Annotated in this window: 27 protein-coding genes and 1 pseudogene; 13 read left to right on the top strand and 15 right to left on the bottom strand. The window is 35.8% G+C overall.

The window, feature by feature from the left end; all coding sequences use genetic code 11:
* From A7P55_RS09020 to A7P55_RS09000, 5 genes and pseudogenes are all read right to left on the bottom strand, one after another.
* The coding region (locus A7P55_RS09020) for a site-specific integrase (RefSeq protein WP_171551858.1) at nucleotides 1–2,364 on the bottom strand (2,364 nt) is incomplete at its 3' end.
* A gap of 4 nt (nucleotides 2,365–2,368) precedes the next feature.
* Nucleotides 2,369–4,758 (bottom strand): annotated as a pseudogene (locus A7P55_RS09015) (hypothetical protein).
* A gap of 12 nt (nucleotides 4,759–4,770) precedes the next feature.
* Entirely contained in the window at nucleotides 4,771–5,235 is a 465-nt protein-coding gene (locus A7P55_RS09010; protein ID WP_171551857.1) for a hypothetical protein, read from the bottom strand.
* A gap of 255 nt (nucleotides 5,236–5,490) precedes the next feature.
* Nucleotides 5,491–5,931, bottom strand: coding sequence for a peptide-methionine (R)-S-oxide reductase MsrB (gene msrB, locus A7P55_RS09005; RefSeq protein WP_000483554.1), 441 nt, complete (start codon nucleotides 5,929–5,931; stop codon nucleotides 5,491–5,493).
* 31 nt (nucleotides 5,932–5,962) lie between these two features.
* Nucleotides 5,963–6,199, bottom strand: coding sequence for a glutaredoxin (locus tag A7P55_RS09000; protein ID WP_009499586.1), 237 nt, complete (start codon nucleotides 6,197–6,199; stop codon nucleotides 5,963–5,965).
* An 86-nt stretch (nucleotides 6,200–6,285) separates the two neighbouring features.
* Here A7P55_RS09000 and A7P55_RS08995 point away from each other — a divergent pair.
* A protein-coding gene (locus tag A7P55_RS08995; protein ID WP_110925086.1) for an IS4-like element ISAba1 family transposase occupies nucleotides 6,286–7,376 on the top strand; the annotation gives its coding sequence in 2 pieces (ribosomal slippage) (nucleotides 6,286–6,826 and nucleotides 6,826–7,376; 1,092 coding nt in all).
* Nucleotides 7,377–7,944: 568 nt separating this feature from the next.
* On the opposite strand, the gene A7P55_RS08990 is transcribed toward A7P55_RS08995, so the two are convergent.
* The 4 genes from A7P55_RS08990 to A7P55_RS08975 form a co-directional block, all read right to left on the bottom strand.
* The gene (locus A7P55_RS08990; protein ID WP_005006143.1) at nucleotides 7,945–8,253 is read right to left on the bottom strand and encodes a hypothetical protein; all 309 of its coding nucleotides are present in this window, start codon (nucleotides 8,251–8,253) and stop codon (nucleotides 7,945–7,947) included.
* Between the two features lie 5 nt (nucleotides 8,254–8,258).
* Nucleotides 8,259–8,765, bottom strand: a complete 507-nt coding sequence (locus A7P55_RS08985) for a thermonuclease family protein (protein WP_005006141.1) — start codon at nucleotides 8,763–8,765, stop codon at nucleotides 8,259–8,261.
* Between the two features lie 85 nt (nucleotides 8,766–8,850).
* Nucleotides 8,851–9,714 carry a lytic transglycosylase domain-containing protein gene (locus A7P55_RS08980; protein ID WP_005028500.1) on the bottom strand — a complete coding sequence of 288 codons (864 nt, stop codon included), beginning with the start codon at nucleotides 9,712–9,714 and terminating at the stop codon, nucleotides 8,851–8,853.
* Nucleotide 9,715: 1 nt separating this feature from the next.
* Nucleotides 9,716–10,522, bottom strand: coding sequence for a hypothetical protein (locus A7P55_RS08975; protein WP_005028502.1), 807 nt, complete (start codon nucleotides 10,520–10,522; stop codon nucleotides 9,716–9,718).
* Between the two features lie 59 nt (nucleotides 10,523–10,581).
* Here A7P55_RS08975 and A7P55_RS08970 point away from each other — a divergent pair, with 59 nt between their 5' ends.
* The 4 genes from A7P55_RS08970 to A7P55_RS08955 all read left to right on the top strand — a co-directional run bounded on the left by A7P55_RS08970 (nucleotide 10,582) and on the right by A7P55_RS08955 (nucleotide 13,263).
* On the top strand, nucleotides 10,582–11,004 hold the full coding sequence (locus A7P55_RS08970; protein WP_005028504.1) for a hypothetical protein: 423 nt from the start codon (nucleotides 10,582–10,584) through the stop codon (nucleotides 11,002–11,004).
* An 80-nt stretch (nucleotides 11,005–11,084) separates the two neighbouring features.
* Nucleotides 11,085–11,624 carry a hypothetical protein gene (locus tag A7P55_RS08965; RefSeq protein WP_024160732.1) on the top strand — a complete coding sequence of 180 codons (540 nt, stop codon included), beginning with the start codon at nucleotides 11,085–11,087 and terminating at the stop codon, nucleotides 11,622–11,624.
* A gap of 34 nt (nucleotides 11,625–11,658) precedes the next feature.
* On the top strand, nucleotides 11,659–12,399 hold the full coding sequence (locus tag A7P55_RS08960; protein ID WP_044111932.1) for a hypothetical protein: 741 nt from the start codon (nucleotides 11,659–11,661) through the stop codon (nucleotides 12,397–12,399).
* A gap of 117 nt (nucleotides 12,400–12,516) precedes the next feature.
* On the top strand, nucleotides 12,517–13,263 hold the full coding sequence (locus A7P55_RS08955) for a hypothetical protein (RefSeq protein WP_024160733.1): 747 nt from the start codon (nucleotides 12,517–12,519) through the stop codon (nucleotides 13,261–13,263).
* Nucleotides 13,264–13,331: 68 nt separating this feature from the next.
* On the opposite strand, the gene A7P55_RS08950 is transcribed toward A7P55_RS08955, so the two are convergent.
* Both A7P55_RS08950 and A7P55_RS08945 read right to left on the bottom strand, forming a co-directional pair.
* On the bottom strand, nucleotides 13,332–14,123 hold the full coding sequence (locus A7P55_RS08950; RefSeq protein WP_043041422.1) for a TraX family protein: 792 nt from the start codon (nucleotides 14,121–14,123) through the stop codon (nucleotides 13,332–13,334).
* Nucleotides 14,099–14,749: a hypothetical protein gene (locus tag A7P55_RS08945; protein WP_024160879.1), complete on the bottom strand. Its 651-nt coding sequence runs from the start codon at nucleotides 14,747–14,749 to the stop codon at nucleotides 14,099–14,101. The genes A7P55_RS08950 and A7P55_RS08945 overlap by 25 nt, the downstream gene beginning before the upstream one ends.
* Nucleotides 14,750–14,950: 201 nt before the next feature.
* Here A7P55_RS08945 and A7P55_RS08940 point away from each other — a divergent pair, with 201 nt between their 5' ends.
* Complete coding sequence (locus A7P55_RS08940; RefSeq protein ID WP_227553478.1) at nucleotides 14,951–15,790, top strand: hypothetical protein; 840 nt, start codon at nucleotides 14,951–14,953, stop codon at nucleotides 15,788–15,790.
* A gap of 155 nt (nucleotides 15,791–15,945) precedes the next feature.
* Nucleotides 15,946–16,461 (top strand): hypothetical protein, encoded by a 516-nt coding sequence (locus A7P55_RS08935; protein ID WP_252727844.1) that lies wholly within the window; start codon nucleotides 15,946–15,948, stop codon nucleotides 16,459–16,461.
* Between the two features lie 31 nt (nucleotides 16,462–16,492).
* Here the strand turns inward: A7P55_RS08935 and A7P55_RS08930 are convergent.
* From A7P55_RS08930 to A7P55_RS08920, 3 genes are all read right to left on the bottom strand, one after another.
* Nucleotides 16,493–17,625, bottom strand: a protein-coding gene (locus tag A7P55_RS08930; RefSeq protein ID WP_228254384.1) for an IS3-like element ISAba14 family transposase whose coding sequence is annotated in 2 segments (ribosomal slippage) — nucleotides 16,493–17,373 and nucleotides 17,373–17,625 — 1,134 coding nt in all. Because the reading frame shifts where the segments join, the coding sequence is not laid out codon by codon here.
* 255 nt (nucleotides 17,626–17,880) lie between these two features.
* Nucleotides 17,881–18,498, bottom strand: coding sequence for a hypothetical protein (locus A7P55_RS08925; protein WP_004647761.1), 618 nt, complete (start codon nucleotides 18,496–18,498; stop codon nucleotides 17,881–17,883).
* A 124-nt stretch (nucleotides 18,499–18,622) separates the two neighbouring features.
* Nucleotides 18,623–18,985, bottom strand: coding sequence for a hypothetical protein (locus A7P55_RS08920; protein WP_063454714.1), 363 nt, complete (start codon nucleotides 18,983–18,985; stop codon nucleotides 18,623–18,625).
* A gap of 226 nt (nucleotides 18,986–19,211) precedes the next feature.
* On the opposite strand from A7P55_RS08920, the gene A7P55_RS08915 reads away from it, so the two are divergent.
* Entirely contained in the window at nucleotides 19,212–20,015 is an 804-nt protein-coding gene (locus tag A7P55_RS08915; RefSeq protein ID WP_171551856.1) for a DUF4942 domain-containing protein, read from the top strand.
* A gap of 195 nt (nucleotides 20,016–20,210) precedes the next feature.
* On the opposite strand, the gene A7P55_RS08910 is transcribed toward A7P55_RS08915, so the two are convergent.
* Nucleotides 20,211–20,504, bottom strand: a complete 294-nt coding sequence (locus A7P55_RS08910) for a hypothetical protein (protein WP_005005987.1) — start codon at nucleotides 20,502–20,504, stop codon at nucleotides 20,211–20,213.
* Nucleotides 20,505–20,725: 221 nt separating this feature from the next.
* Between A7P55_RS08910 and A7P55_RS08905 the strand changes: the two genes are divergently transcribed.
* From A7P55_RS08905 to A7P55_RS08885, 5 genes are all read left to right on the top strand, one after another.
* On the top strand, nucleotides 20,726–21,133 hold the full coding sequence (locus A7P55_RS08905) for a hypothetical protein (protein WP_005005986.1): 408 nt from the start codon (nucleotides 20,726–20,728) through the stop codon (nucleotides 21,131–21,133).
* Between the two features lie 65 nt (nucleotides 21,134–21,198).
* Nucleotides 21,199–21,669, top strand: a complete 471-nt coding sequence (locus tag A7P55_RS08900) for a hypothetical protein (protein WP_171551855.1) — start codon at nucleotides 21,199–21,201, stop codon at nucleotides 21,667–21,669.
* Between the two features lie 11 nt (nucleotides 21,670–21,680).
* On the top strand, nucleotides 21,681–22,631 hold the full coding sequence (locus A7P55_RS08895) for a hypothetical protein (protein WP_005005981.1): 951 nt from the start codon (nucleotides 21,681–21,683) through the stop codon (nucleotides 22,629–22,631).
* 532 nt (nucleotides 22,632–23,163) lie between these two features.
* Entirely contained in the window at nucleotides 23,164–23,523 is a 360-nt protein-coding gene (locus A7P55_RS08890; protein ID WP_005005980.1) for a hypothetical protein, read from the top strand.
* Nucleotides 23,524–23,536: 13 nt separating this feature from the next.
* A complete protein-coding gene (locus A7P55_RS08885; protein WP_171551854.1) occupies nucleotides 23,537–23,914 on the top strand; it encodes a hypothetical protein in 378 nt (125 codons plus the stop codon).
* Nucleotides 23,915–23,963: the final 49 nt, after the last annotated feature.

The following is a 23,963-nucleotide window of genomic DNA, read 5'->3' as shown; positions in this document are numbered from 1 at the left end:
GACAAACCCGGTACGGTTCAAAGAGGCGAGCACCTGCCATTTATGTTGAATAATCTCTTCTTGAGCACGTGCTTTCATACCAAACAATAAATCCCTCATCTTTTTTGCTTTTACCCAACGACAATCTGTGTAGGTCTTGATCATTTCTTTTGAACCGAGCAAAGTTATTGCTAGATAGTTAGCAGCACTGTGGCGTAATGTATGAAAACTAAAGCCATGATGCATACCTAATATTTGACTAAACAAATCTACTGTAATTTTGCTGATACATTGATCAGTTAATACACGATGATTCACACTAAAAAGTAGATCATCCTGCTGATTAACCAAATATTGCTCATAACGATGTTGTATGTAACGTTGTACTACTAAAAACTCATGTTCTGACAATGCAATTTTCAAAGGTATTTGACGATTTGCACTTTGCGTTTTCAGACGGCGATATGAATTGTTCTGAATATGAAGCGTGATATTATTAAAAGCTGTATTTTCTTTTTCTTTATAAAGTAACTCTGGGCAAATAATATCTTGTATTTTAAGACAACGAACTTCATTTAATCGGAGTCCAGTTCTATAACTCAGTAAATACATCAGCTTTAAACAACTCAGATGATCGACCCACTCTGATGCCGTTGGCTCTTGACTTAAATGTTCTAGTTTTTCCAATAGCTTGCCAAATAACAAAGGGCTTACTAGGCGTGCATTGCAAATTTGTAAATGCTTAAAACTTGAATTCTGTAACACCAATACCTCTGGTGCATCAAAATTCTCTATACAAAATTGATGAAAATCTTTTAGGCGACCAAAACGGTATTCTGCTGTTTGGTGCATCTTACGAGAGGTTTTTCCTTTAACAGCTTCACGTTGAGTTGCTTGTGCATCTCGTTCACTGCTATATTTCAACAACTGTCGATATAAATCTTCATAATCATCAATGGATTGTTGCTTTAAATCTAATTTATTGAGCCAAATCTCAAATATAAATTCTTTACCAAACGATCCTAAGTAGCTTTCAATAGTTGATAATTGAAGCCCTCGTTTTTTTAAATGCATTAACCATTCAATTAAGCGTAGTTGAGCATCAATTAAAGACTTTTCCTCCGTATTAGCATCAACTATCTTCTCCTCTAACACCCTTCTGGTTTCTTGCCAAAAACGTAGCGTGCGTTCTTCTTTATTCCTCTTTTTATCTAAACGCTCAACTTTTTGACCTTTACGTTTCTTTTGATCAAACAACATTAACTCATACGGAATCTTTTGTAATTTGCTTTGTGCAGTCGGAACTTCCGGATGTAACTGCTCTTGTTCAAAATGAATAGGGCGATTATCTGGTTCTGTGACTTGATTGTAATCATTATTCCACAGCAATCTAAATTCGGATGGCCTTAAAGCGACAGTATTAATCTCTTGCTGAAGCACATTACTCAAAAATATATCTAGGCTAAGGTTTGGATTAAATTCGAGTACCATTTGCACATCATTAAATGCACGAAATCCACGGCGTTTAATTTGATATTGCAGATCCCCAAGACTTTTTTTCCTGCCTATCTTACTCAAGCTTTCTAAAATACAATCTTCAACTGAATGTTGCAGACGAAATTCTTTCTGAGTGGCTTTCAACTTTTTTAAATATTGTAAAATGAACTGCGCATATGGGTTAAAAAAAACATGTTTCCATTGGTACAACTTTCCCTTTTCTACATCGTTGCCATATTGAGAGTTTTCAACACGATAATGTAGTAACAATGGATTAGTAATCTTTTGATAATCAGAATGGTATAACCGAAAACAATTCAAATTTTTACCAAGCTCAATGGCATCCTGCAATTGTTTCTGAATAGTAATCAAATGCTGTTCATCTGCACAGCCTGAAATATATATAAAACTTAAGCATAAATTTCCCCATAAGTACTTCGGTTCATCCCAATATTCAAATGAATCTTGCCAATACTGCCTTAATTCCTTGACTACCAAAATATGTAGATGCCCCTGTTCTAATCGTGACTCTGTACTCTCAATTTTTCTAGGCAGTACTATCCGTTTCGTATGTGGATTTAGCTTAATTCTGTATGATTTTTTATCTACATTCTGGTTGAATTGCCTCCTTCTTTTATTAAATTCATCTTCAGTAAATTGCATCAGTTTTGATTGTTCGTCTCGGCTCAACTTTTGACTCAAACAATCAACACTATCTTTAATGTCATGCCATTTTTCAGCGATCTGCTGATCAAGTTTTTGCTGCATGTCTTTCGTCAATACTTCAGGTGAAGAAGGCTGTCTATCTAGCGACTTTTTCACCAATCTATGAATATCAACAAATAGATCATCTAGTTGCGTTTTTATTAGTTCTTTGATTTTTTGCATACAACTATTTTCGCTCTAAGTGTTTAATCGATAAAAATTTGACATTATCTTGCAATTGCTGGCGGGCTTGCTGTACATAGACATTCGGAATAAGTGAAGAATGCGGATGAAAAGCCTCTCGGTCACGTTGGTCATGACCATAAAGGGCCTGTATTAAATGGAATGCTAAAGCAGTTTTTTCTTCTTTTTTTTCTTCTTTTTTTTCTTCTTTTTTTTCTTCTTTTTTTTCTTCTTTTTTTTCTTCTGTATACATCAAAAAATTCATATCAAAATGACGTAACCAATTCGAATACATATTCTTTGGAAAGATTCCTTCCATATATAAATTTACCCAATTTCGAGATAAAGGGATTAACTTAATTTTTCTGCTCTGCCACTCTTTGACAGTTATCGGCAAGATATCTTTACTACCAATGACGTTGCCAAAAAGATCATTTACAGTAATTTTCTTTGCAAAGACTTGTCTAAAAAACGAACCGTACGCTTCAATAATTTGTTCTAAAAAGACTGTGTAATTTTGCAGTGTTTTTATGAAAAAATCAGATAATGGGATAAAACGACCATCTTTTCTTGCTTTACTATTTCTTTTATCGTTTACATATAAAAGCTTAAGCTCAACACAATAATCATCCAAATTCCCCAACAGGTTTTCTTTAGGCCGACTTGCCAAACTCAACAAGCTGATATGCCACATCCAACATGCGTATGCATTCAGTTGATTAATGATATGTTGATCTTTTTGAATATTTTCTTGGCAATGTTTATGTAAAAAAGCAAATTGCTCTTTCACAAAACTGGGTTCAAGTGCCAGTTGGCTCCCTATCCTTCCGATAGATAATGCAGATTGCACTTTGAATTGCGTTGCAATATTTTTAGTTCAGCCGTGTCTTCAGTAAATTCCGAGGAATGTGGTGTAAGTGCTGTTTCTACAAAGGCTAGATATGTGCTACTGAGTTGAGCTTTCGGTAGCCCTCCATAATAGATACCAGGCATGTGATGCTGACTATCCCGCCCAGCAATTACATGAGCTAGATATTCATTATATGTTTCATAATATATATGAAAATATAATTGAGCCTGCAGTTTTTCAACAGTGATCGAACCTACAAACCGATTATCAAGCCAATTCTTAAGTTTTGTATTAATGTCTGTTGAAGAAATTATTGGATTCGATGCTTGTTCTATATAGTCAAACCAAGCAGAAGGTAAATGTAGTTGATGTGTCATCACTTCATTCCATCGCTCATCATTTAAGCTCTTAATCTTCTGCTCTGTAATATTAAGATTTAATTTGAGTAAATATTCGCGACGTCTACTTGAACCATTTTGAATCAACGTACCCTCCTGAATAAGGTCATTAAAATCCATCAGTGCAACGGGTGATAATCCCGTCAATAAAGACAATAAACAGGCAGCAGCGATCGCCGCATTCCTCGGTTGTCCTGATAATTCATCTCTTAGCACATAAACAATTTGCTTCAGTATATCTGGCGCCAAATAATGTGGATTTGTAATAAATGGCGCATGACGGCGTTGGCGATGCCGCGTGTAATACGCAGCATAATCACTAATTAAATGATTAAAATTTTTAGTTTTTTCATCTTCAGAGTATAATTCTACTTCAGTGTCCAATAACTCAATTTCACCATCTTCATCTTTGTAAAGAGAGGCATCATAAAAACTGATCTTTGCGTTATGTCCGATATCTTCATGCTTACCTGATTTTATTTCACGAAATTTTTTGAGTTCATTTTTAGTTGGCCATTCCAAAACTTTGCTTTTTTTTGACTTACGCTGACGATGAACTACACGACGATCATCTAGTCTTTTAAAAATTATTAATAGAGCCGATAAATACTCTATGACTTGTACTTGTTTGAAATCTTTAATATTAAAAAGTTGATTACGATCCTCTTTTTTCAAATTACGTTCGTACGTGACATAGCGATTTAGTAGCTCACTGCATTCTTGAAATAATTCAGCATGATTAGAATCCAGAACATATCGTGATACATAGCGAAAGAGATCACAAACATGTTTTTGCTTATTCTCAGCTTTATCAATCTTTGCAAATTCTTGATACTGCCGATATGTTAAAAAACTCGCTTGCAAAATCAAATAACGTACAGACGACAACTCTTGAGTATTACTAATATTCGGACATGAAAAATAACTCAAAGCAGCCAAAAAAGAATACTTACCGATCTGTCTGGAGCCTGATATATAGCTATAAATTTGTTGTGCTAATTTGTATAGCGCGTAGACTTCTTTATACAAATCATCTGATAGATCGACAAATTGTGTATTCACAACATGATTGCGTAATAAACAATAATCTTTTTGGAATTTTTCTGCTAAATCTAAGAATTGCTCTTCTGTTTCAATCTTTGGCATATTCGCTTTCGCTTAATTTTTTATCAAATTGCATTGGTTAAATTCATTACGATCTGAACAATTTGGTAAAAGTTGATCTTTTATTGAATTCTTTGTTAGCTTAAAAAATCGAGCAAAAAATTTAGCATCCAGCTCTTTCTGAGCTTTCCTTTCAAAGCACAAGTGTTGCTGTGATTTTTCGATAAAATCATCAAGATTATGTATCAACTGTAAGATTGCAACATAATTAGAATGCACACGTAATCCTGGCTCCCTTTGCATCAATAGCAAGATTTTTTGCCAAATTTTGACGTAGATTACTTTGAACTTTGCCTGTACTACTACTTTCTGACTCTGTTTAATCTTTTTGATTTTTAGTAGTTCTGAGTTAATTTTTACTATCTCAAGCAGAACATTTGGTCGGTCAAAGCAAAAGGGCATGATAAATTGCCCTATAAAAATCTCAATATTTTTTACTAAATAGTCAAATTTTAACATTTTTATCGATATAAAAAATGAGCATATCTTTTTATATGAAAATACATTTAATCTATCAACTAAATTTTCTCAAAATTACAATTCTCAACAAATACATAGGTTTTTCTTATTAAAGTTGATCTAAATTTCAAATATTCTTCCACTTTTTTTTAGTTTTCTGTTATTTTCTTTCAAGTACGACTGGTAAATCTTGGTTTTGTGGCAGTCCTTATGACCGAACAGCTTAATCCCCACGACCCCCTCCATTTTCTAAAATTACTCTACAAACTTCAACGACTCCGAGTTGATGCAGAATCGAGCCCCAGAGGGCTCAGGACCATCTGGAAAAACGTGCCCTAAGTGGGCTTCGCACACATTGCATAGCACTTCGATTCTTCGTCCGTAAGTCGTGTCCAGTTCATATTGAATTACGTTGTCGGCGACGGGCTCAGAAAAACTCGGCCAACCTGTTCCCGAATCAAACTTAACGTTCGAATCAAACAGTTCAGTGTCGCAGCCCGCGCAGGCATACCGTCCTGCCTCATAAAATGAACAGAGTTCCCCAGTGTGAGGGCGCTCGGTGCCTTTCTTCCGCATGACATTAAATTGAGCGGGCGTCAGAATTTTTTTCCACTCTTCCTCGCTCTTTTCTACTTTTCTAGGAGGAGCGGGAGTGCCGTTATCGAGATAGTTGTTAATGCTTTCCCAGTTGAACATAAATTTGCTCCTTTATTTTTGGGTTTGTTCTTTAGCTATCAATCCACGCGAAGAAGTCAGTCGCGCTACCAATGAATTTTCCATCCACAAAAACTTGCGGAACAGTTTGAAGGTTGGTTTTTTTCTTCAACTCATCATAAGTCTTGGGATCGTCATCCACGCGAATTTGTTTAAAATCAACTTTTTCAGAAGTTAAGTACTCCTTCACGCGTTTACTAAACGGACAATGGTCTTTTGTGTAGATGACAACGTTCTTAAGTTCTTTCATTTTTTCCTCTTTCGTCTCTGTACACGACAAAAATAGATAACTCATTGAAATAATGTCACAATAATTGTTTTCTAACGACGAATACTATGACACATCTCAATGAGTTATATCTTATCTTAAACAAATATCTAAAATGGAACAAGTCACATTTAAAGTGCTTTGCGCTCATCATGCTTGTGATTATTTTAAAGCAAACATGTAATCTTTCTTCTGCATCTAAAGCCTTGCCCATCAAGTGCTTACCACAATCATTTTATCGACGTATGCAGCGCTTCTTTGCAGGTCAGTATTTCGATTATCGTCAAATTTCTCGGTTGATTTTCAATATATTTTCATTCGACAAAGTGCAACTGACTTTAGATAGAACCAATTGGAAATGGGGAAAACGAAATATTAATATCCTGATGCTCGCGATCGTTTATCGTGGAATAGCGATACCTATCCTTTGGACATTGCTTAATAAACGTGGAAATTCAGATACGAAAGAGCGCATTGCTTTGATTCAACGCTTTATCTCCATTTTTGGTAAAGACCGTATTGTGAATGTGTTCGCAGACAGAGAGTTTATCGGTGAGCAGTGGTTTACATGGTTAATTGAACAAGACATCAACTTCTGCATTCGTGTTAAAAAAACTTCATTGTCACCAATCATTTAGGAAAGAATCATAAAATTAGTGATTTATTTCGCCATCTTAAAGTTGGTCAAATTGAATGTCGTAAACGACGGATTTTGGTTGGTCGGGTGAAACTATATATAAGTGCACTACAGTTAGAAAATGGAGAGCTTTTACTCGTCGTTTCTCCTCAGTTTAATGCCAATGCTATTCAGGATTATGCATTACGCTGGGAAATTGAAACCTTATTCAGTTGTCTCAAAGGACGCGGGTTTAATCTTGAAAATACGCGCTTGACAGACCCTAGACGAGTGAAAAAATTGATTGCGGTGTTAGCTATAAGCTTCTGTTGGTGTTACTTAACGGGTGAATGGCAACATGATCAAAAAAAAGCGATAAAAATAAAGAAGCATGGACGACTCTCAATGAGTTTATTTCGCTATGGTTTAGACTATGTTCAAATGGCGATTCAGCGTTTAATTGGTTTTGGGAAAAAAGAAGAGTTTAAGGAAATTTTGGCAATTTTAAGAAGGCAGAATCCTGATAGGATAAGGGTTCTGTGAAATTTGTCGTGTACAGAGAAAAAATAGATATGAAAAAGCCCCAATGTTGCAAATGGGACTTTTTTGTTGCCAAGGTTAAACTACTTAGCTAAAACTTGATCCACTGAACCAATTAACTTTCGGATTACTTCACCTTCTAGGGTGTTGTTATAGGTGTGTCATTTCAAATTTAGATTTTATCCCACCTCTTGAACAAGAGTATTAAGAATAAAACTGGATAAGCAATTGGCCATAAAACTGTAAAAAGTATTTTTGATGAATAAGGACTAATTTTCATCAAAATTTTATTAATAAAATAGTACCCCGTTAAAACATAAAAAACCGCACTAAAGTACTGGTGCATATTAATCAGTAAACACCACCAGATAATAGCCCAAAGAATCGCTACAAAAGTAAGGTAAAGGTAGAAAGCTTTATTTAGTTGCATGTTCATCATCTTTGTTCGGCATAACATTACCTTTTAAAAATCTACAATTGATCTAGTTCCCTTAGGAAAAAAACCACTAATTGCTTAGTGGTTCGTTCTGATCTGGTGATTAATTGGATTCCGTGGATATGACAATAGATGTCATATAAAACCTTCTTTGAACTGTCGCCCTTCCAGCGACTCTAAGTGCATTTCAAGGAAATCTATTGCCACTTCTGAGTAATTTGCGTTGGCTGAACAATTCACCAACTTTTCATCACAAAGACATTTTCCCAAATTTGCCAACTGAGTAACCAACTCATTTCGTACAGAAGCCAAGCTGAGAGCTTCAATCTGAGCTTGCAGTTCTTCACTGAAAAACTGCAGTTCCATACGATTACCACATTGTTGTTGCAGTAGATATTTATTTAATACCGCTACGGCTTTAGCGGTATTTAATTCACCGTTCATCAATATTACTTATTGTGACGGTACTGGCTTGGATAAACAGGGTTTGGATCAGCCCATAAACCAAGGCGTTGAGAACGTGCGTTGCTTTCAGCACTCAAAATAATTTTATCTTTGAGATATTCACGATAAGCCCATGCATAGCCATCTTTAACTTGCTTATAGTTAACACTATTCACGATGTTTAAGTTGGGCACTTGGTTTGTACGCATCTGAAAAATGGTACCAAGAGTACGACCGTAGCGGTCCTTACTATTTTCTTGCACATACACAATCGTTTCATGCAAGAAACTGATGTTCTGACGCGATTTCTGACCAAAAGCTTGACTTTTTTCTGGTGCATCAATCTGGTTGAAGCGAACACGGATCTGCTCATTGTTGTTGTTTAAAACGGTGATAGTGTCGCCGTCAGAAATACGTACAACTTTGCCAACAAAATCGGCTTGAGCTGCAGTAGCAACAACAGACATGGATAAGGTTAAAGCTAAACTTTTTAAAGTTGTATTAAGGTTCATTTTGAATCCTTAGTGGGTAAAGAATAGGTAAATTGTATCGCATTACGTAACTGCAATTTTTTTCTTAAAAAATATATTCAGCTGATTAGTTAGGATTTATCCCCTTTCTCTCAAGCCATTTTTTCCATTGAAGTGCATACGCAACTAAACCAGGTTGTTTCGCCGTGCCATTGCGATATATCGCATTAAAAGATGGCGTCCATGAGTGGTAAGCAGCTGCTCTAACCCAAAAATCGGTTGACGGTTTTGTGGTTAATCGATTTCGCAAGATCTTGGCTGCAAGTCGCGCATTCAGACATCCATCAGTACGCACATAATGGCTGTTATAATTTTCAAACATACCGCCACGTTTAAAGTGCATGGAATTGATTTGGAATTGCCCCATATCCAATGAACGGTTTTTGTTTTGCGCTGTTTGTCCATTGGTACCACGCTCTTTGCTATGTATACCCAATAAAACATACAGCGGAACACCTTCTGACCGCGCAGCATGAATAACACAACTCAAAGTAGCGACTCTACCCGGTACGGTTTGATCGTAAGATACACTCGCTTGGTTGTATTGATTGTATTGCGTAGTTGGATAGGTATAAGAAACAGGACGGATATTCTGGCGAACGGGTTGTTGTTGTGGTGCTGGTGCTTGCTGGCCACTAGGTTGTGGTCCATTTTGTGCAACTGCCGTGCGCTCAGTGCTAGTCGGAGTTTCTTCAGTTTTTTGCGGTGTGTACTTCACGCCCAAGTAACGACTCGTAAATCCTCTTGGCTTTGCTGGCGCCGTTTCTTGCTGAGTGTTGGTCATGACCTGAAATGGTCGATATGGTGTACTTGATCCATTAGAATTGACATGGTTTGCATATGCACCTAGAGCCTCAGAACTTTGAGGCAATTGAGCATAAGCAACGCTTGATCCTAATAGAGTCGCAAATAGCGTTGGTTTTAACAGCATATTAATCAGCACCTTTATCGTTGTTGTTGAAATTGTCGATTAGGTGCTGTTTACGGTCAGCTAACTTATTCAGTGTTTCAACTGGCAATGGGTTTTTGCCGTCATACCACGATAAGCTATATTTTTTTGGCGCATAGCGGAACCATGCCAAGAATGGCGCATTCGGTAAAAATAAAAGACCAGTACGGACTTGCCACGCACGATAAGCTGAATTGATGCTAACCATGTATAGATAAAACACCAATAATACACCTGGTACAACAAGCATTGGATATAGCGCTTTAAAGAACATATAAACTACGTACAAGCCTGTAAACATAGATAATGCTAAATACAAATAAGACGAAAACTGATGGTTTTTAACAAGCTTGTCTATTTCATCATTACTCATTGAAGCTAAACGTTCTTGCCCTCTTGGGTAGTGAGTATTAGCAATGAGTCTTTTCAGTTGTTTAAAATTGTTAGGTGCGACAATTTCATATTCACATAAAGGGTGTGCACATACCCAATTCACGTTGCCTTTATAAGAACGTGGAATCCTGTTGTCATGCATTAAAATCGATTTACCGCATTCGGGGCATGTTGGAGACAGCATTGATCTAATATTAGATAAATGCGGTAAAAACCCTTTTCTAGCTGAACTCCAGTGGGTTTTACGCCCGAAATCAAAAAAGACTCGCTTTAAAATACCTGATTTACGGGGTTGACTAGCTTCAATTGCCTGTTTAATGGCAGCTTCATCTAAAACCTCATTGGTAATATTTACCTTTTGTGTAGCACTATCAGAACTATTTTTATCTGAAGACATACTTTTACCTACGGACTTTTATTATGTAGAATACGTTATTATATTAAAGGATTTTCAACGTGTCTAAAACCCTTTTTATTTTCGCAACGGTTATTTTAATTTCCACCCTTTTAAGTGCCTGTAATAACTCTAATACTCCAAATGAACAAGATCCATTAAAAGGTCAAGAACAGAAGTTTTTAGACGAATCGGCAACGAGTGAATCAAAAGAACTTGTGTTTTATGACTTGGTAGATCCTAAGAAAAAAGACCAACCTATAAAGGCTGAAGAAGCAAGTGCTTCCGAGCCTGAAGCCCAAGAACAACAACCTGAAAACGCCTTATCTCCTGAGGTTCTTGAAGCGATTCGTAAACATACAGAACGACAAGAAAAAAAGGAAAATGCACTCAGAACAATAGCTGAAGCTAAGCGTATTGAAGCATTATTAGTAGGTAAAGATCGCAGTAGTGATGATGGCTATACCTATAACAGTGATGAATAATTGATATATCAATGGTTTTAACCAATACAAACTTATTATTTTAAGTTAAAATGATTTTAAATTTTTTGGTATATACGGTTATGTTTAACAGTGCTTTTAAGAAACATAAAATAAAAATATGTTTTGGCTTGCCAATCATAATTGTGGTTTCGATCTTAATATTCAAAATCTACTCCTACCCCTTTAAGCCAAGACTCTTAAGCCCCGATTGGATTGAAAGTCGCTACAATGGTTGGGAAGTTGAACATCATGACTTATGGATTGCTACAATTGTGGATGTTGTTGGTCCAAAAACAGTAAAAATTAGAAATCAAAATGGAGAAGAAAAAATTATGGATCTTCTCTATATAAATGCTTTGCAATCTTCGGAAAAAATGAAAAACCTCTATATCAATAGCTTGTCCGGTTATGTTGGCCAACAGCTATTTGTAAAAGGAGATCCAGACAAAGCGCGGTTTAATGGCGTCTTGATCGATGGTAACGGTGAAAATATCAATCTAAACCTAACTTATGTACCAGGTGCGGTATTGGATATGTCATCAACTGCATACATTCATGACCGAGAAAAGCAATTAGTTCCTTATTTCGCGAATATCAATTCAGAAAATAGAACGTTTTAAGTTATAAATTAAGGGATATTAGAAAGGCCAAGCTATGCCAGCACCATTATGTTTCCTCACACTGGAATTTACCGCCAAAGTCAAGAATCCAGTTGATGTGCCTGACATTATTAAGTCGTCTATTTTGACGCGTATTAAAAAGTGCCGCACATCATCAATAGAACAGGCTCAGTATCTTTATAATGCTGAAGAGAGCTACTGGAAGCCAAAAAAACAAGTCACTGAAGAAGCAACTCAATATCATGGCATCACCAATGAAGATTTATTAACGCAAGACTCAATCAATGGTCTAAAGATTAAAAACTATGTTGTGTATTGGGCAAACGTTTATACATTTAGAATTTTGCAAAAAAGCAAAGTGAAGTTTTTTAATCACCGCTTTATCTTTTTAAACAACTTAATCAACGTGATTGGTGAAGATGGTTCCCTACCCATGACAGAATGGGCACGTTTAGCCAGTGCAGCTTCGGGAAATAATGAATTTCCAGAAGAGATACTGACTAACACTAACAATAAGGTCATCTGTTTGACCGTTATATTTGATTATATTTCTGAAAAATTAACATCACTTTATGGTTTGGATCTAAATAAGCATTACGATCTGGTTGCTGCAGTACAATACAACAGTGCTATCAAAGCTAAGAGTCAAAAATCATTAAAGGTTCATAAGCTTATGCGTGATGATTTTAATGAGTTTAAATTGCTTTTAGACAAAGGCATGGAGATTAAGAGAATTAAAAAGGAATATTTTATAAATAATAACTACCTCCCTTAAACCTAAAAGCCACTTTCTTAAAAGTGGCTTTTTTACGTTAAACATAAAATAAACTATCACTAAAACCCTTTTTTAAAATATAATACTTTTAATTTCTATTTTAACTGGTGATACATTGTGAGTTTAATTAAGAAGCAAAAAGACATTCTATCTCACGACCCTCTTGTTTCAATTTTTAGTAACAATGACCTTTTAACAATCTCAGTTGATACGGATTCTGAAGATTTGAATCGTCAACCTAAAAATATAAAAATCCCGAATGCCGATCTTAAAGAGTTAACAATACAAATCAGTGGTTTTGATACTTTAGAAAACAATGATGTTGGTCGTTATTTCACTTGTTCTGGTACCGTAGAGCTCGTTAATACACTAGGTAATGGTGAAGAAAAACGTTTTGTATTAGCAGAGCCAAAAATCAAAGTAAACGTGGCTAAAAAAGGTCATTTACCGCAAACAGAACAAATTAAACAATTGGTTCGTAATGCGTGGATGGATGCATTTAGCTATGGTTGCCAAAACATTAACCAACCTTACCACTATGAAGATGAAACTTGGTTTGAACGCTTCAAAGGTAGCATTATTGGTAAATTTGTACTGATCGTACTTGCCACTTTCTTTGCTGCTTTCATTGGTTTGGCTATTTTTGGTTATGCTGCTGGTAAAAAACAACAGGACCCAACATTAGAAATTGCGAATCAAATTGCTCAAGATCCTGAAGCATTAAAGCAATTGCTGAATCAATATGATCAACAAAATAACCAATCTGGTGCACCTACTCCACAAGCATCACCAGAACAAGCAGCTGAGCAAGAAAGACAGCAAGAAATTAGCTCATTCGGTTTAGATGCTGGATCTAGCGAATAACGCTGATTAAGCAATAAAAAAGCACCTTAGTCATAAATACTTTGGTGCTTTTTTTATGCCTAAATTTATTATGCAAATTTAAAAAGAATCCAAATGATGACGAGATGTACTGGATAGAACCAGTACGCCCACTTCCCCACTGGCGGTAATTCAAAAGGTATATTCATGTGCTGTCCTTTCAGTAGGAATTGTGCACCAATACACGTTGCAATGGCGCTACTGACAGCAAATGAGAATGCCAAAGAATATGTAGTCATATCCGTATAGTAGCCACCAATCAACCAGTTGAAAATGTTGGCCAATGAAGTGAGCAAGACGCTGATCATTAAAAAGTATTTCTTAGAATGAACGTTGGTTGTTTTAAAGAATAAATACAGGAATACAATTAATAAAACGCCCCACACGCTATACATAATAAAATTAGATAGCAATGTGATCACGACTAACAGAGAGACAAACTGCAGCGTTGCATATTTATGTTTAGATTCCCCTAATACAACAAGCAAAAATCCTAAAAGCAACGTAGGCATGACGTTCAGAGTTGTAAATGGCTCTTGGTTGAATAGTTGATACGGTACTTCTGATAGCACACAAAACAACGCCAAATTTTTAAAATAGTTTTTTAATGTATGGGTTTTCTTTTTAGAAATAGCTTGGTTCAAATTGAATGCAAGCATGATACAAAAAATAGGAAAAGCCCAACGGCCAATCGTCCTCAACAACAGATTATATTGAGGAAATAATATTGATGCGTGGTCAATAACCATGGTCACAATCGCAATCCACTTCAATAGATCCAAGGCTCTATTGCGATCTCGCACGGCGCTTTGGCTAATTACAGCTTCTTGTAGATGAACCATGTGTTATTTTTCGCTAAAGGGTTTGTATAAGCATCACTACGCTGTTTTCGGGTGTTGTTACGATTATCTAAGATCTCAATGCTATTCCAACCTTCGGGATAACCGAGCACCAGGCCAGAGTTATAAAATCTCGTGCGATGACGCTCTTCATCGCCGGCATAAAACAAGTACGCACGAATATCGTTATACGGTCGATGCCCGACCAATACGTTATCTTCATCACGATCAAAGTACTCATAAATTAAATCCGTATATTCACGATTGAAGTATCCGCACTTCTCAAACAGATCTGCACTTGAACGAAAAGTAATAGATTCCTTGGCCAGTGTTTTATTTAAAATCATGCGAGTGACATTACGAGCAAACACGGGCAAATTAAAATGCACAGGCAAATGAATTTCATTTATTTCGGACAAATCAATAGGATCACCAAAAGGATTAGAAAGTTCTAATGCTTTTTGATAAAAGTCCATCCATTGTGCAAGATATTCATCAACAAACTTTTTCTCACCATAATAAATTGGTAATCCATCAACCGTTAAAAGGTTTTGTGGAGGAAAAATATTGTTTCTTAAATCTAAGATGCTTTGTTTTAATTTTGCGATTTCGATTGGATCACTAATCATAACAACTCACTCGAATTAGAGTATTAAAATAATTATATAGGGTTTTAATTAATTGGATATAAGTTTTTAGCTCAGTAAATAAGCATTTTTGTTGTGTGGCGAATTAGAATTGATAAAAAATTTAAAAGAATATTTATTCTAGGAATTATTGATACAATGTATCTAATTTCTTACGAATTAGTATATACAATTGGGATTACTATGCTTACCCCTGATCGAATAGACAAACAAGTTAATTTGGCTGGAATTGACCAGTCGTGGACCAATTTATTAAATCACTTGGACATTGATAGTCATCCTGAATACAACATCGATAAAACTCAGCCATGGTACTTGGCTAATTTTGTAGATTACCTACGCCTACTCAACTTTAAGTTTGATGAATTAAATCTAAGAGAGATTCGTGCAGTAGATTATGACTTGGTAGATTGGTCATTTCTTAAATCTAATCGCCTAAATGGTGCTGAGGTGTTTAAGGACCTAACCATTTATCTGCAGAAACCCAATTTTGTTACGCAATATCCTAAATGTGTACCCATCAATGCTGATGTTCGCGATCGTAAGCTTGCAGAGGTCATTTATGATTACTACAGACGCTTCTTACCGTTTTTCTATTCATTCATTAAATTAATCAGATCAACGCAGCGCTTATCTCTAGAACGTAAATTACCCGTGATTGATAACTTTATGTCTAATTTTGGAGATCTTAGTACTGGTGAGTTTTATTCAAATATTCCATTTGATGATGCAGAGCTCAAAAGGATTTTGAAAAATGGCTTTGAAAAATATAGAGAGCATAAATCAGAACAGCGGTATAGCCGTGCCATCGCAGAGCTAACACCGATGTTTAAAGCTTTGTCTGAATACTTAAAGATTGTGTCTACGGTTAACTACGTGGATCTAGACCTTATTCACTTCTTACACAATGCATTTTTGGGTAAAAACTTTAATGTTTATTCAGATCTATTCGCTTTGGATAAAGAACCTAATTTGTTGGTCAATTTAAGTTGGACATACACAAAAGCATTTCAATATTCATAAATAGCACCATGGTAGTTTATGTGCATCGGCTATATCAAAAGGAAGAAGAATATAGCGATCTTTTAACGAAAGGGCCTGGTAGGTGTCACCATGAACTCAAGTGTTTCAAGTAGAACTCAATTAGATTTTCAAATGGCAGTATAAGGGTAGTAGTAATGTCTAAATATAAATTTAATGACAACCAAATCGCCATTATTGAAAAGCTAGGTCTTAATTCAGATATAGACGATGCAGAGAAGCTTTTTTCTTCAAATGATCATAATTTTGAAGAGTTGGAAATATTGCTTAAAGTAGCCAATGCACTTTACAGATCTGGTCATCCGATTATTGAAGATAATGAGTATGATGAATATCTTAACTACTTCAAAACTCTTGATCCAGAGAATCCATTCTTATTAAGTGTAGAGCCTGAAGTTTTAATCGATAGCAAAACAGTTCCACTTCCAAAGAAAATGCTTTCTACTGATAAAGCATATTCTTTTGATGAAATTAAAAAATGGACGGAAAGAATTACTAAAGCTGCGTCAGAAATTGAATTTGATCAAAATTTAATTGAGATTAGGGTTACACCAAAACTTGATGGTTATGCTGCTTATGATGATGGTGTAACTCTCTACACCCGAGGTGATGGGGTAAGAGGTAGAGGTGGTCCCACTTGTTTGAACAACTAAAAGCGTATTTATAAGTGATATTCCGCTCTAGTTAAGCCACCTTGTTTTGTTGGGGTAGCTGATCATAGTAAAACTCATTTGGTGTCATTTTGTCTAGACTCGAATGAGGTCGTTTCAAATTATAAAACTCAAAATATGCACTTAATTGCTTTTTCGCATCTGTGACACTGCTATAAGCTTTGAGATACACCTCTTCATATTTAACGCTCCGCCATAATCGTTCAACCATCACATTATCTACCCATCGACCTTTACCATCCATACTGATTTGAATGCCATTTGATTTCAATACATCAATAAATGCATCACTGGTAAACTGGCTGCCTTGGTCTGTATTAAATATTTCAGGTCGACCATATTTTTCAATCGCTTCATTTAAAGCCGAAATACAAAAATCCACCTCCATACTAATCGATACCCTATGCGCAAGTACCTTGCGGCTATGCCAATCAATCACAGCACATAAATAAACAAAGCCTTTTGCCATAGGGATATACGTTATATCCGTAGACCACACTTGATTACTGCGCTGAATAGCCAACCCTTTGAGCAGATATGGATATTTACGGTGAGCTTGATTAGCCTGGCTTAAATTTGGTTTGCAATATAACGCCTGAATACCCATTTTCTTCATTAAAGTACGTGTATGACGTCGTCCTATATGATGTCCTTGACGATTCAACAAATCACGCATCATACGACTGCCTGCAAAAGGATATTGCATATGTAATTCATCAATACATCGCATCAGTTTCAGATCTGATGAGCTAACAGGTTTTGGGCGATAATAATAACAACCACGAGAGACTTTCAGTAACTTAGCCTGTTTAGATACTGAAATCTGAAGTGAGTGATCGATTAACTTTTGTGGTTGAAGCGGCCCAGTTTCTTCAACACACCTTCTAAAAAATCAATTTCTAATGCCTGCTCACCGATTTTTGCATGTAACTTTTTAAGATCAATGGGGGGTTCTGATGGAGCTTTTGATTGATCGAAAGCTTGCGAGGAAGCTGAGATCAATTGATTTTTCCAGTCAATAATTTGGTTTTGATGAACATCAAACTCAGAACTCAATTCAGCAAGTGTTTTTTCTGCTTTGATCGCAGCAAGTGCTACCTTAGCTTTAAAGTCGTTTGAATGATTTCTTCTTGGTCTACGTGCCATAAAATACTCCATATATTGATGTTTATAACATCATTTGAGGAGCAGAATATCACTTATAGGAGTTGTTCAAATTTACGGATCCATCTCTGTAAACGGTGTTTTTTAATTGATTAAAAAGGTTTTGGATTCTTCAACCCATTAGGTTTTTTAACCAAGCTTAATGCAATTTTTTGAGCCAGAATTGAAATAGCCATGTTAAATTAATCATTCAATTAAAATTATCTTTGATAAAGTGCTAATAAAAAAATTATAAAATTAATATTTTCCTATTTTTCTCAGTTCTTCCATACGTTCTTGTACTTTTTTAGGTACAAGATGCTTTTTATAATAATCTGTTTCCCAGAATTCCTCGTGGGATAACCCACCTCTCATTAATTCACTTAATTTGCTCAATGGCTTATCAATTTCAGGATAATCAACTTCACTCCAATAAAAACCCGTAAAAAAAGAATGAATATAACCAGATAAATCAAATGGTTGATCGATTTTTTTCTGAATTGCGACATCATAAACAGGTTGATATACTTTTATTATTGGATTAATAAGACTTTCACTCCGTTCAATACAGTTCAGAATTTCTTGCTCACCCCATTCAGGTCTATAGGGTGCTATAGTTTCCCTAATGGTTCTCTCAGATTTCCAATCTAATAATGCCTGCATAAATTCTTCGGCTGCTATTTTAATCGCAACCTGATTCAATACAATCAGCTTGTTTTTTAAGATTTCTCGTATTTCAACTCTACGTTGTTCTTCCTGTTCAGCCATTTTACGCATTCTCTTTCTTGCGAAATACACTACTAAAATTCTGTATAATCCATATAAAACTATCCATAAAATCGTAATGATAATAATATTAACAACCCAACTATTCATATTAGTTCACCTTAATATGTATGCCTGTTAGGATTTTGAGTTATAAGTGGCCTACTTGGATAGAATAACTGGTAGACCACGAACAGGAATGGGTGGCCGACTTATTCAGTAATATGCAGATTATTCAACCCATGAGATTAAATGAGGTGAGAAAGCCAAGTACTCCAGCTATACACATCACGAAAACAGCCCACAAAGATTGAGCGCCGTTAAACTGTAATGGCTTGGAATCATCAATCAACTTGAACACCCTTAAGATCCGCTGCATCACATTGTTTACACCAATCACAAAAAAGCCATAAATCACAGTAATGATTAGAAAATCATGTTGCTGGGGATGGTTACTTGCAAGCTTCAACATATATAAGTAGGCAAATATTGCTATTGAAGAAAGCGCATAAAAATATGCAAATACACAAGGCAGATAAATAAGCAGATCTTTAGTTGTCGCACGTATATGTTCTGAACGCTCATTTGATTTTTTCATTTAACAATATCCTCATTACAGATTTTTATAGCATTGGTATTTGTTCGATCAGTTGAGAACATAACTGAAGGTTGAGCCATATTCCACTACACCAAGTTTTAAGCGTTGTGCTTATTTAATTTAATTATAGTGAAAAAGTTAGCTTATAAATTTTAAAAAAAAATTAATGACCATGGTTTTTATTAAAATATCTATATAGACAATTAAGCTAATTAGGTGGGCAATTATGAATATGTTGGTAAATATAAAAAGAGAAGTGCAAGCATCTGAATTAGACTTTATTGAAGTCGAAAAGCTAATTTTGCAATGCGAAAAAGCAAAATCGTCAATAAAGGTTATTTATGAAAGCATCAAAGATATTGAACTTGATGCTTACCAGATTGTGAGTGCAATCACCCGAAAATCATATTCATCATCATTCAATACTGAAGAATCTGCTTTAAAACAAATATCGTCATGCTTCTGGAGGAAGTTAACTGAGATCATCAATCTTAGAAACTTTATATCTGAAAAAGAATATGATGCGTTGTCAGATAAAATTGCTCGTCATGAAATTGAAGATTTCACGATGGATAACGTGAATGTATTTTTAGAATCTATCTGGTCTACGCGCCACATGGCATATGCTCGTAAAGTTGATTCATTGTTTTGCCAATTATCAAGCAAATACAAAACCAATCTTGGTGCTGGTATTAAGCCGTGCGTGATCATTCATCACAATAGCTACCATTCTTATTGCAGACGAGATAATTTAGTGGAAGAAGTACGCTTTATAGCAAGGCAGTTATTTGGCAAGCCTTTAGACCACACTAGATTAGATAAACTCAGGTTAGATCGTGGTATCTGGCATAGCATTGATGATAATTTATTACGCATTAAGATCTACGAAAACGGTAACTGTCATATCTTGTTTAATCAATGCGTAGTTGATCGCATTAACCAGGTATTAAACCTGTTATATCCGAATCAAATTGGCATAGATCCAAATGTAAAACACAAACGCCGTGCGTATGATGAACCCATTTTATAAAGCTCATTAAAAAACCATCAATTGTTATTGTGGTTTTTTTTTAGATATATACGGTACTAATTTTGCGATCGTGCCACTGGTGAACATACACTGACCATATCACTATGGATACTTGGGATAAATCATATCCCTTAAAGGCAGATTTAAATTTAGACTCCATTTTTCGGAGCTGCATTCTCTTATCACGAGATGGCTCTAATTCAATATCCCCAATGAATTGAGAATTGCAATAAGATCTTGTTCAGGTGTATCAGCAAGCACCGTCACGTTATAGCCACCGCTAAACTGGTGTAATTCAGCACAGTACTCAACATCAGACGCCGTGAGTACCAATTCAACATCAAAATATTGAATCACTTTAAGCACCTGGTACTTTGCTTTAAAGAATCCGTTGTTTTCAGCTAACTTCATCGCTTCAGCAATGGTGATGTTTTCAAGCACAAGACGGTCTTGAGCTGGTTCATCTTCATATGTTTTAAAACTTAACAATTTAATTAAACTTAATTAATTAACTAATTGCTCGTTAAATTATTCTTAATGCATTACGGCGATACGGCTAATAGAAAAATCATATTAATACGCAAGCGATGTTTTTTAATTGATTAAAAAAAGATTGAAAATCTTATTTTTCGAGAAAAGTTTGCCAGGTTGTGTTTTCCCATAAAATGAAACTATCAAAAGCAGAAAGCTTAAAACTTGGAGTGAACAGCATGTCAAATTTAAACGCTCAATCAGTACAGTTACAAGGCACTTTATACATCGGTTTCCCTAAAACTTTTAGCGGTGCTCACATGGAAACATTGTTTGATGAAATCTCAGATTACATCGACAACAACTGTGATTTAACCCTTGCGGATCTTCAAGCGGATAGTGACTATGCTCAACTTCAATTTCAACAGCACATGCCGACATTGGCTGATAAAACAAATTTCTTCTTCATGGACGTTGAAATCTACGTTGCAACATTAAAAGAAAACTTTGGTCATACATCAGTACTCGACCAAGTTACCTCAGTAAATATCTTTGGCAAAAACCTTGAAGACATTTGCACGTTAATGGCTCAAAACGGCTACGCATACGACCGTATAGAAGATTGTTGGTCACGCGAACTTTCTTAATTCAATTCACCCATACGCACGGATAACGTGCGTATGCCACTGAATCACATTTGAGGATATAAACCATGCAAAACCTAATTACAGCGCATTGCGAGCTAACCATCAAACATGATGAAAAACAGCAAAAAAATGTCGGGCCTGTTGTTGTGACGTTTGGGGCGATCTTTACTGCTGAGTCGGTGAATGAACTGTTTTGCGCTATATGCCAAGACGGAATCAGATTTAAAGCAATCTATAACCCCGACAATATGTATTTTTTACGCCATGAGCTAAGCCCAATTGCTGAATTGTCAGTTAAGACAGACCAAGACGGCAACATTATTGTCAGTGTGATTGCATCCACTAGCCCATATTTTGAGATCAAAGTACTAAAAAATGGTTTTACCAACTCAGACACCTTAAATAGTTCTGCGATTCGCACGTTGGTTCGCAACCATCAAAGCCCATTCCAAGAGCAAATTTCTGACTACTTTGAAACAGACCAAATTTTTAAAACCATGCAAGCAATTTTTGCACACACGTATTTAAGCCGATAAGGAACTTCACCATGACGACCGCTACTGCTACCGCTGAAAAGACCGTGTTCAAACGTGAAACGTTGGAGCTGAAGAACATCCATGTTTACACCCAAAACGACCGCATTAACCAAAAGAGTCGCGTTGGCGACCGTGCATACGACAATGGATTAGTGAAAGACATCCTGTTCAGCCCTATGCTTTGGGCTACCCCTGAATTTTCATCTAGCTATGTTACTCAGATTCAAATTAAAGGCACACGCATTTATGATTCACTTTGCAGTTATACTGGCGTTCGCACCTATTTTTATAAGTTGTCAGACAGTGAGTTTGGGTGCATGTATCAAAAACGTCCGTACCCACAAAACGACTTTCTCTTAATTTTTGCAAACTTAACGCAAATGTTTAACGATGCAGTTTGTTACTTTGGAAACAACAGTAATAAAAACGCTTTTAAAAGTCTAGATTTTGACATCGAATGCGGTGTTTCACGGTTCAATTTACAGCAACGCTTATTAGAGTTTTATAAGAAGTCTAAACGCCAATTGACCATCAGTGAAACAACAAGCGGGATGCTTGGTGACTCGAATCTTCGCTATAACATCTTTGTTCGCAACCAACCAAAATTGGACAAACACGGCAAGCCGTTAAAATGCACCAAAAAACTCATTAAGCTGTACAAAGAGCGTGGCACAGTTGCGATCTATGGCGGTGACTGCATTTCACCACTCAAGCTCGTTAAACACCAACAAATCAAGCTAGAGAGCGAAAATGGCAAGTTTTCATATACGACTGACTTCATCACGTTGTACTCAGTAGAACAAGACATGTACACCTTATATATTCCCTATTCAGTACTTAATGAAAGCTACGGAACAACTAATAAATTTTATGGTTTGCATCTCACCCAAGAAGAAGCAGAAAAAACCATCCCGAAATTATTAGAACGTACTCAAAAGTATTTAAACCATAAAAAAGGTTAATACCCTTGCGTTGATCAGCTAATTGATCAACTGCTGGCTTTATAAACGCAAACGATGTTTTTTTAATTGATTAAAATAATCCAAAACTTAATTTTGATAATTCAGCACCCATAATTCTACTAATGCATTTCCATCAAGCCTTAATTCAAACCATACTCAATTAACAATGAATTAACACCACTACGGCGTTATTTCTTAAATGTGGTATATGGCTTTACCCACCCCCTACTCGTCTATGGCTAATTGTTCCAGTGTCAGTCAAAAAATGAAATATAATTCATTCTCAAAAATGAGAATCTGTTCACAAATGGGAACGCGAAGCAGCCTTAATTTTAAAAATACCAGTTCATCTAGACTAAATTTGAGTAAGTCTGATTAATATTGAATAAAAAACCTAAGTTTTTCGCCGTATGTTTTAATCTTCAAGGGTTTAACTTTAATGAAATTTTTTTTAAATAAACTAATTTAGTGGATTTTGACCGTTATAATGGTTTTATCTCGAGGCATATTGCCTTAAACTTGGAGCCGTGTGATGTTAAAACTATCTAGTATCTTTTCTCATGAAGCTAGGATTGAATCCCTTGTTATTCAATTTGAAGCCGATTATCAAACTGCACTAAAGCAAGGTTTAGATATTTACTTTGGCGTTGGCTATGCAACTAATGAGGATAGTCAATCTATACAGGCGTATCTTGTGAAAGATAAGGAGATTTATAAAAAGCATTACTGGAGTTGGGAATACCCAAGAACACCACACAAAATTGAAAAAACTAAAGCTGAGCACCGCCATTGGTTAAACCTAGCTGATGTACGAAACGCTGCGCTCGAGGCGAATATTACAAATGAAGCAGATCTACAATCTGTTTTACAACGTTCATTCGCTACAATATAAAAAGGTAATCTAAATGATAAAAAAAAGTGTGGGTTTTGAACGTGCTTCTGATGTTCTAGCCATCGTTTACTCAGTAAAAGATGGATCTGCAGTTTTTGTCGTACCAAATGGCTTTGTGGTGCTGGAGGTTCCATTGTCACAAACTCAAGCCGAGTACTTCAAGATGTATGTGAAGTCACCTAATGTATTTGTGTTGCACGGTAAGGCAAAATTCCATTACGTGTGTGATTGTGAAGTTGAACTGGTTGGCTTTAGTATAGAAAAATCTAAGCTAACAAATCAATTGGTCAATCCAAGCTTATTTAGCCACATTGATAAACCTGCAGTCAGTATAGATTGCATCTATGATGATATGTCTGCACCAACTATAAGCCCTGGCTTTTATTGTTAATTAGCTGGTATAAAAGATGCCCGAAATTCGGGCTTTTAATTTGTCTGAA

It is taken from the genome of Acinetobacter sp. Ac_5812, from assembly GCF_013072695.1.
Classification (GTDB): Bacteria; Pseudomonadota; Gammaproteobacteria; order Pseudomonadales; family Moraxellaceae; genus Acinetobacter.
Note: the sequence above shows the minus strand (reverse complement) of the source record. Positions and strands in the feature narration are given on the sequence as shown.

Coding starts and splice junctions, on each gene's coding strand:
- A7P55_RS08900 (WP_171551855.1), top strand. CDS start 21,199: ATGCAAAACCTAATTACAGCGCATTGCGAGCTAACCATCAAACATGAT.
- A7P55_RS08905 (WP_005005986.1), top strand. CDS start 20,726: ATGTCAAATTTAAACGCTCAATCAGTACAGTTACAAGGCACTTTATAC.
- A7P55_RS08895 (WP_005005981.1), top strand. CDS start 21,681: ATGACGACCGCTACTGCTACCGCTGAAAAGACCGTGTTCAAACGTGAA.
- A7P55_RS08990 (WP_005006143.1), bottom strand. CDS start 8,253: ATGAACGGTGAATTAAATACCGCTAAAGCCGTAGCGGTATTAAATAAA.
- A7P55_RS08980 (WP_005028500.1), bottom strand. CDS start 9,714: ATGCTGTTAAAACCAACGCTATTTGCGACTCTATTAGGATCAAGCGTT.
- A7P55_RS08920 (WP_063454714.1), bottom strand. CDS start 18,985: ATGAAAAAATCAAATGAGCGTTCAGAACATATACGTGCGACAACTAAA.
- A7P55_RS08935 (WP_252727844.1), top strand. CDS start 15,946: ATGTCTAAATATAAATTTAATGACAACCAAATCGCCATTATTGAAAAG.
- A7P55_RS08975 (WP_005028502.1), bottom strand. CDS start 10,522: ATGTCTTCAGATAAAAATAGTTCTGATAGTGCTACACAAAAGGTAAAT.
- A7P55_RS08965 (WP_024160732.1), top strand. CDS start 11,085: ATGTTTAACAGTGCTTTTAAGAAACATAAAATAAAAATATGTTTTGGC.
- A7P55_RS08890 (WP_005005980.1), top strand. CDS start 23,164: ATGTTAAAACTATCTAGTATCTTTTCTCATGAAGCTAGGATTGAATCC.
- A7P55_RS08925 (WP_004647761.1), bottom strand. CDS start 18,498: ATGAATAGTTGGGTTGTTAATATTATTATCATTACGATTTTATGGATA.
- A7P55_RS08960 (WP_044111932.1), top strand. CDS start 11,659: ATGCCAGCACCATTATGTTTCCTCACACTGGAATTTACCGCCAAAGTC.
- A7P55_RS09010 (WP_171551857.1), bottom strand. CDS start 5,235: ATGTTAAAATTTGACTATTTAGTAAAAAATATTGAGATTTTTATAGGG.
- A7P55_RS08915 (WP_171551856.1), top strand. CDS start 19,212: ATGAATATGTTGGTAAATATAAAAAGAGAAGTGCAAGCATCTGAATTA.
- A7P55_RS08985 (WP_005006141.1), bottom strand. CDS start 8,765: ATGAACCTTAATACAACTTTAAAAAGTTTAGCTTTAACCTTATCCATG.
- A7P55_RS08885 (WP_171551854.1), top strand. CDS start 23,537: ATGATAAAAAAAAGTGTGGGTTTTGAACGTGCTTCTGATGTTCTAGCC.
- A7P55_RS08940 (WP_227553478.1), top strand. CDS start 14,951: ATGCTTACCCCTGATCGAATAGACAAACAAGTTAATTTGGCTGGAATT.
- A7P55_RS08950 (WP_043041422.1), bottom strand. CDS start 14,123: ATGGTTCATCTACAAGAAGCTGTAATTAGCCAAAGCGCCGTGCGAGAT.
- A7P55_RS08945 (WP_024160879.1), bottom strand. CDS start 14,749: ATGATTAGTGATCCAATCGAAATCGCAAAATTAAAACAAAGCATCTTA.
- A7P55_RS09000 (WP_009499586.1), bottom strand. CDS start 6,199: ATGAAAGAACTTAAGAACGTTGTCATCTACACAAAAGACCATTGTCCG.
- msrB (WP_000483554.1), bottom strand. CDS start 5,931: ATGTTCAACTGGGAAAGCATTAACAACTATCTCGATAACGGCACTCCC.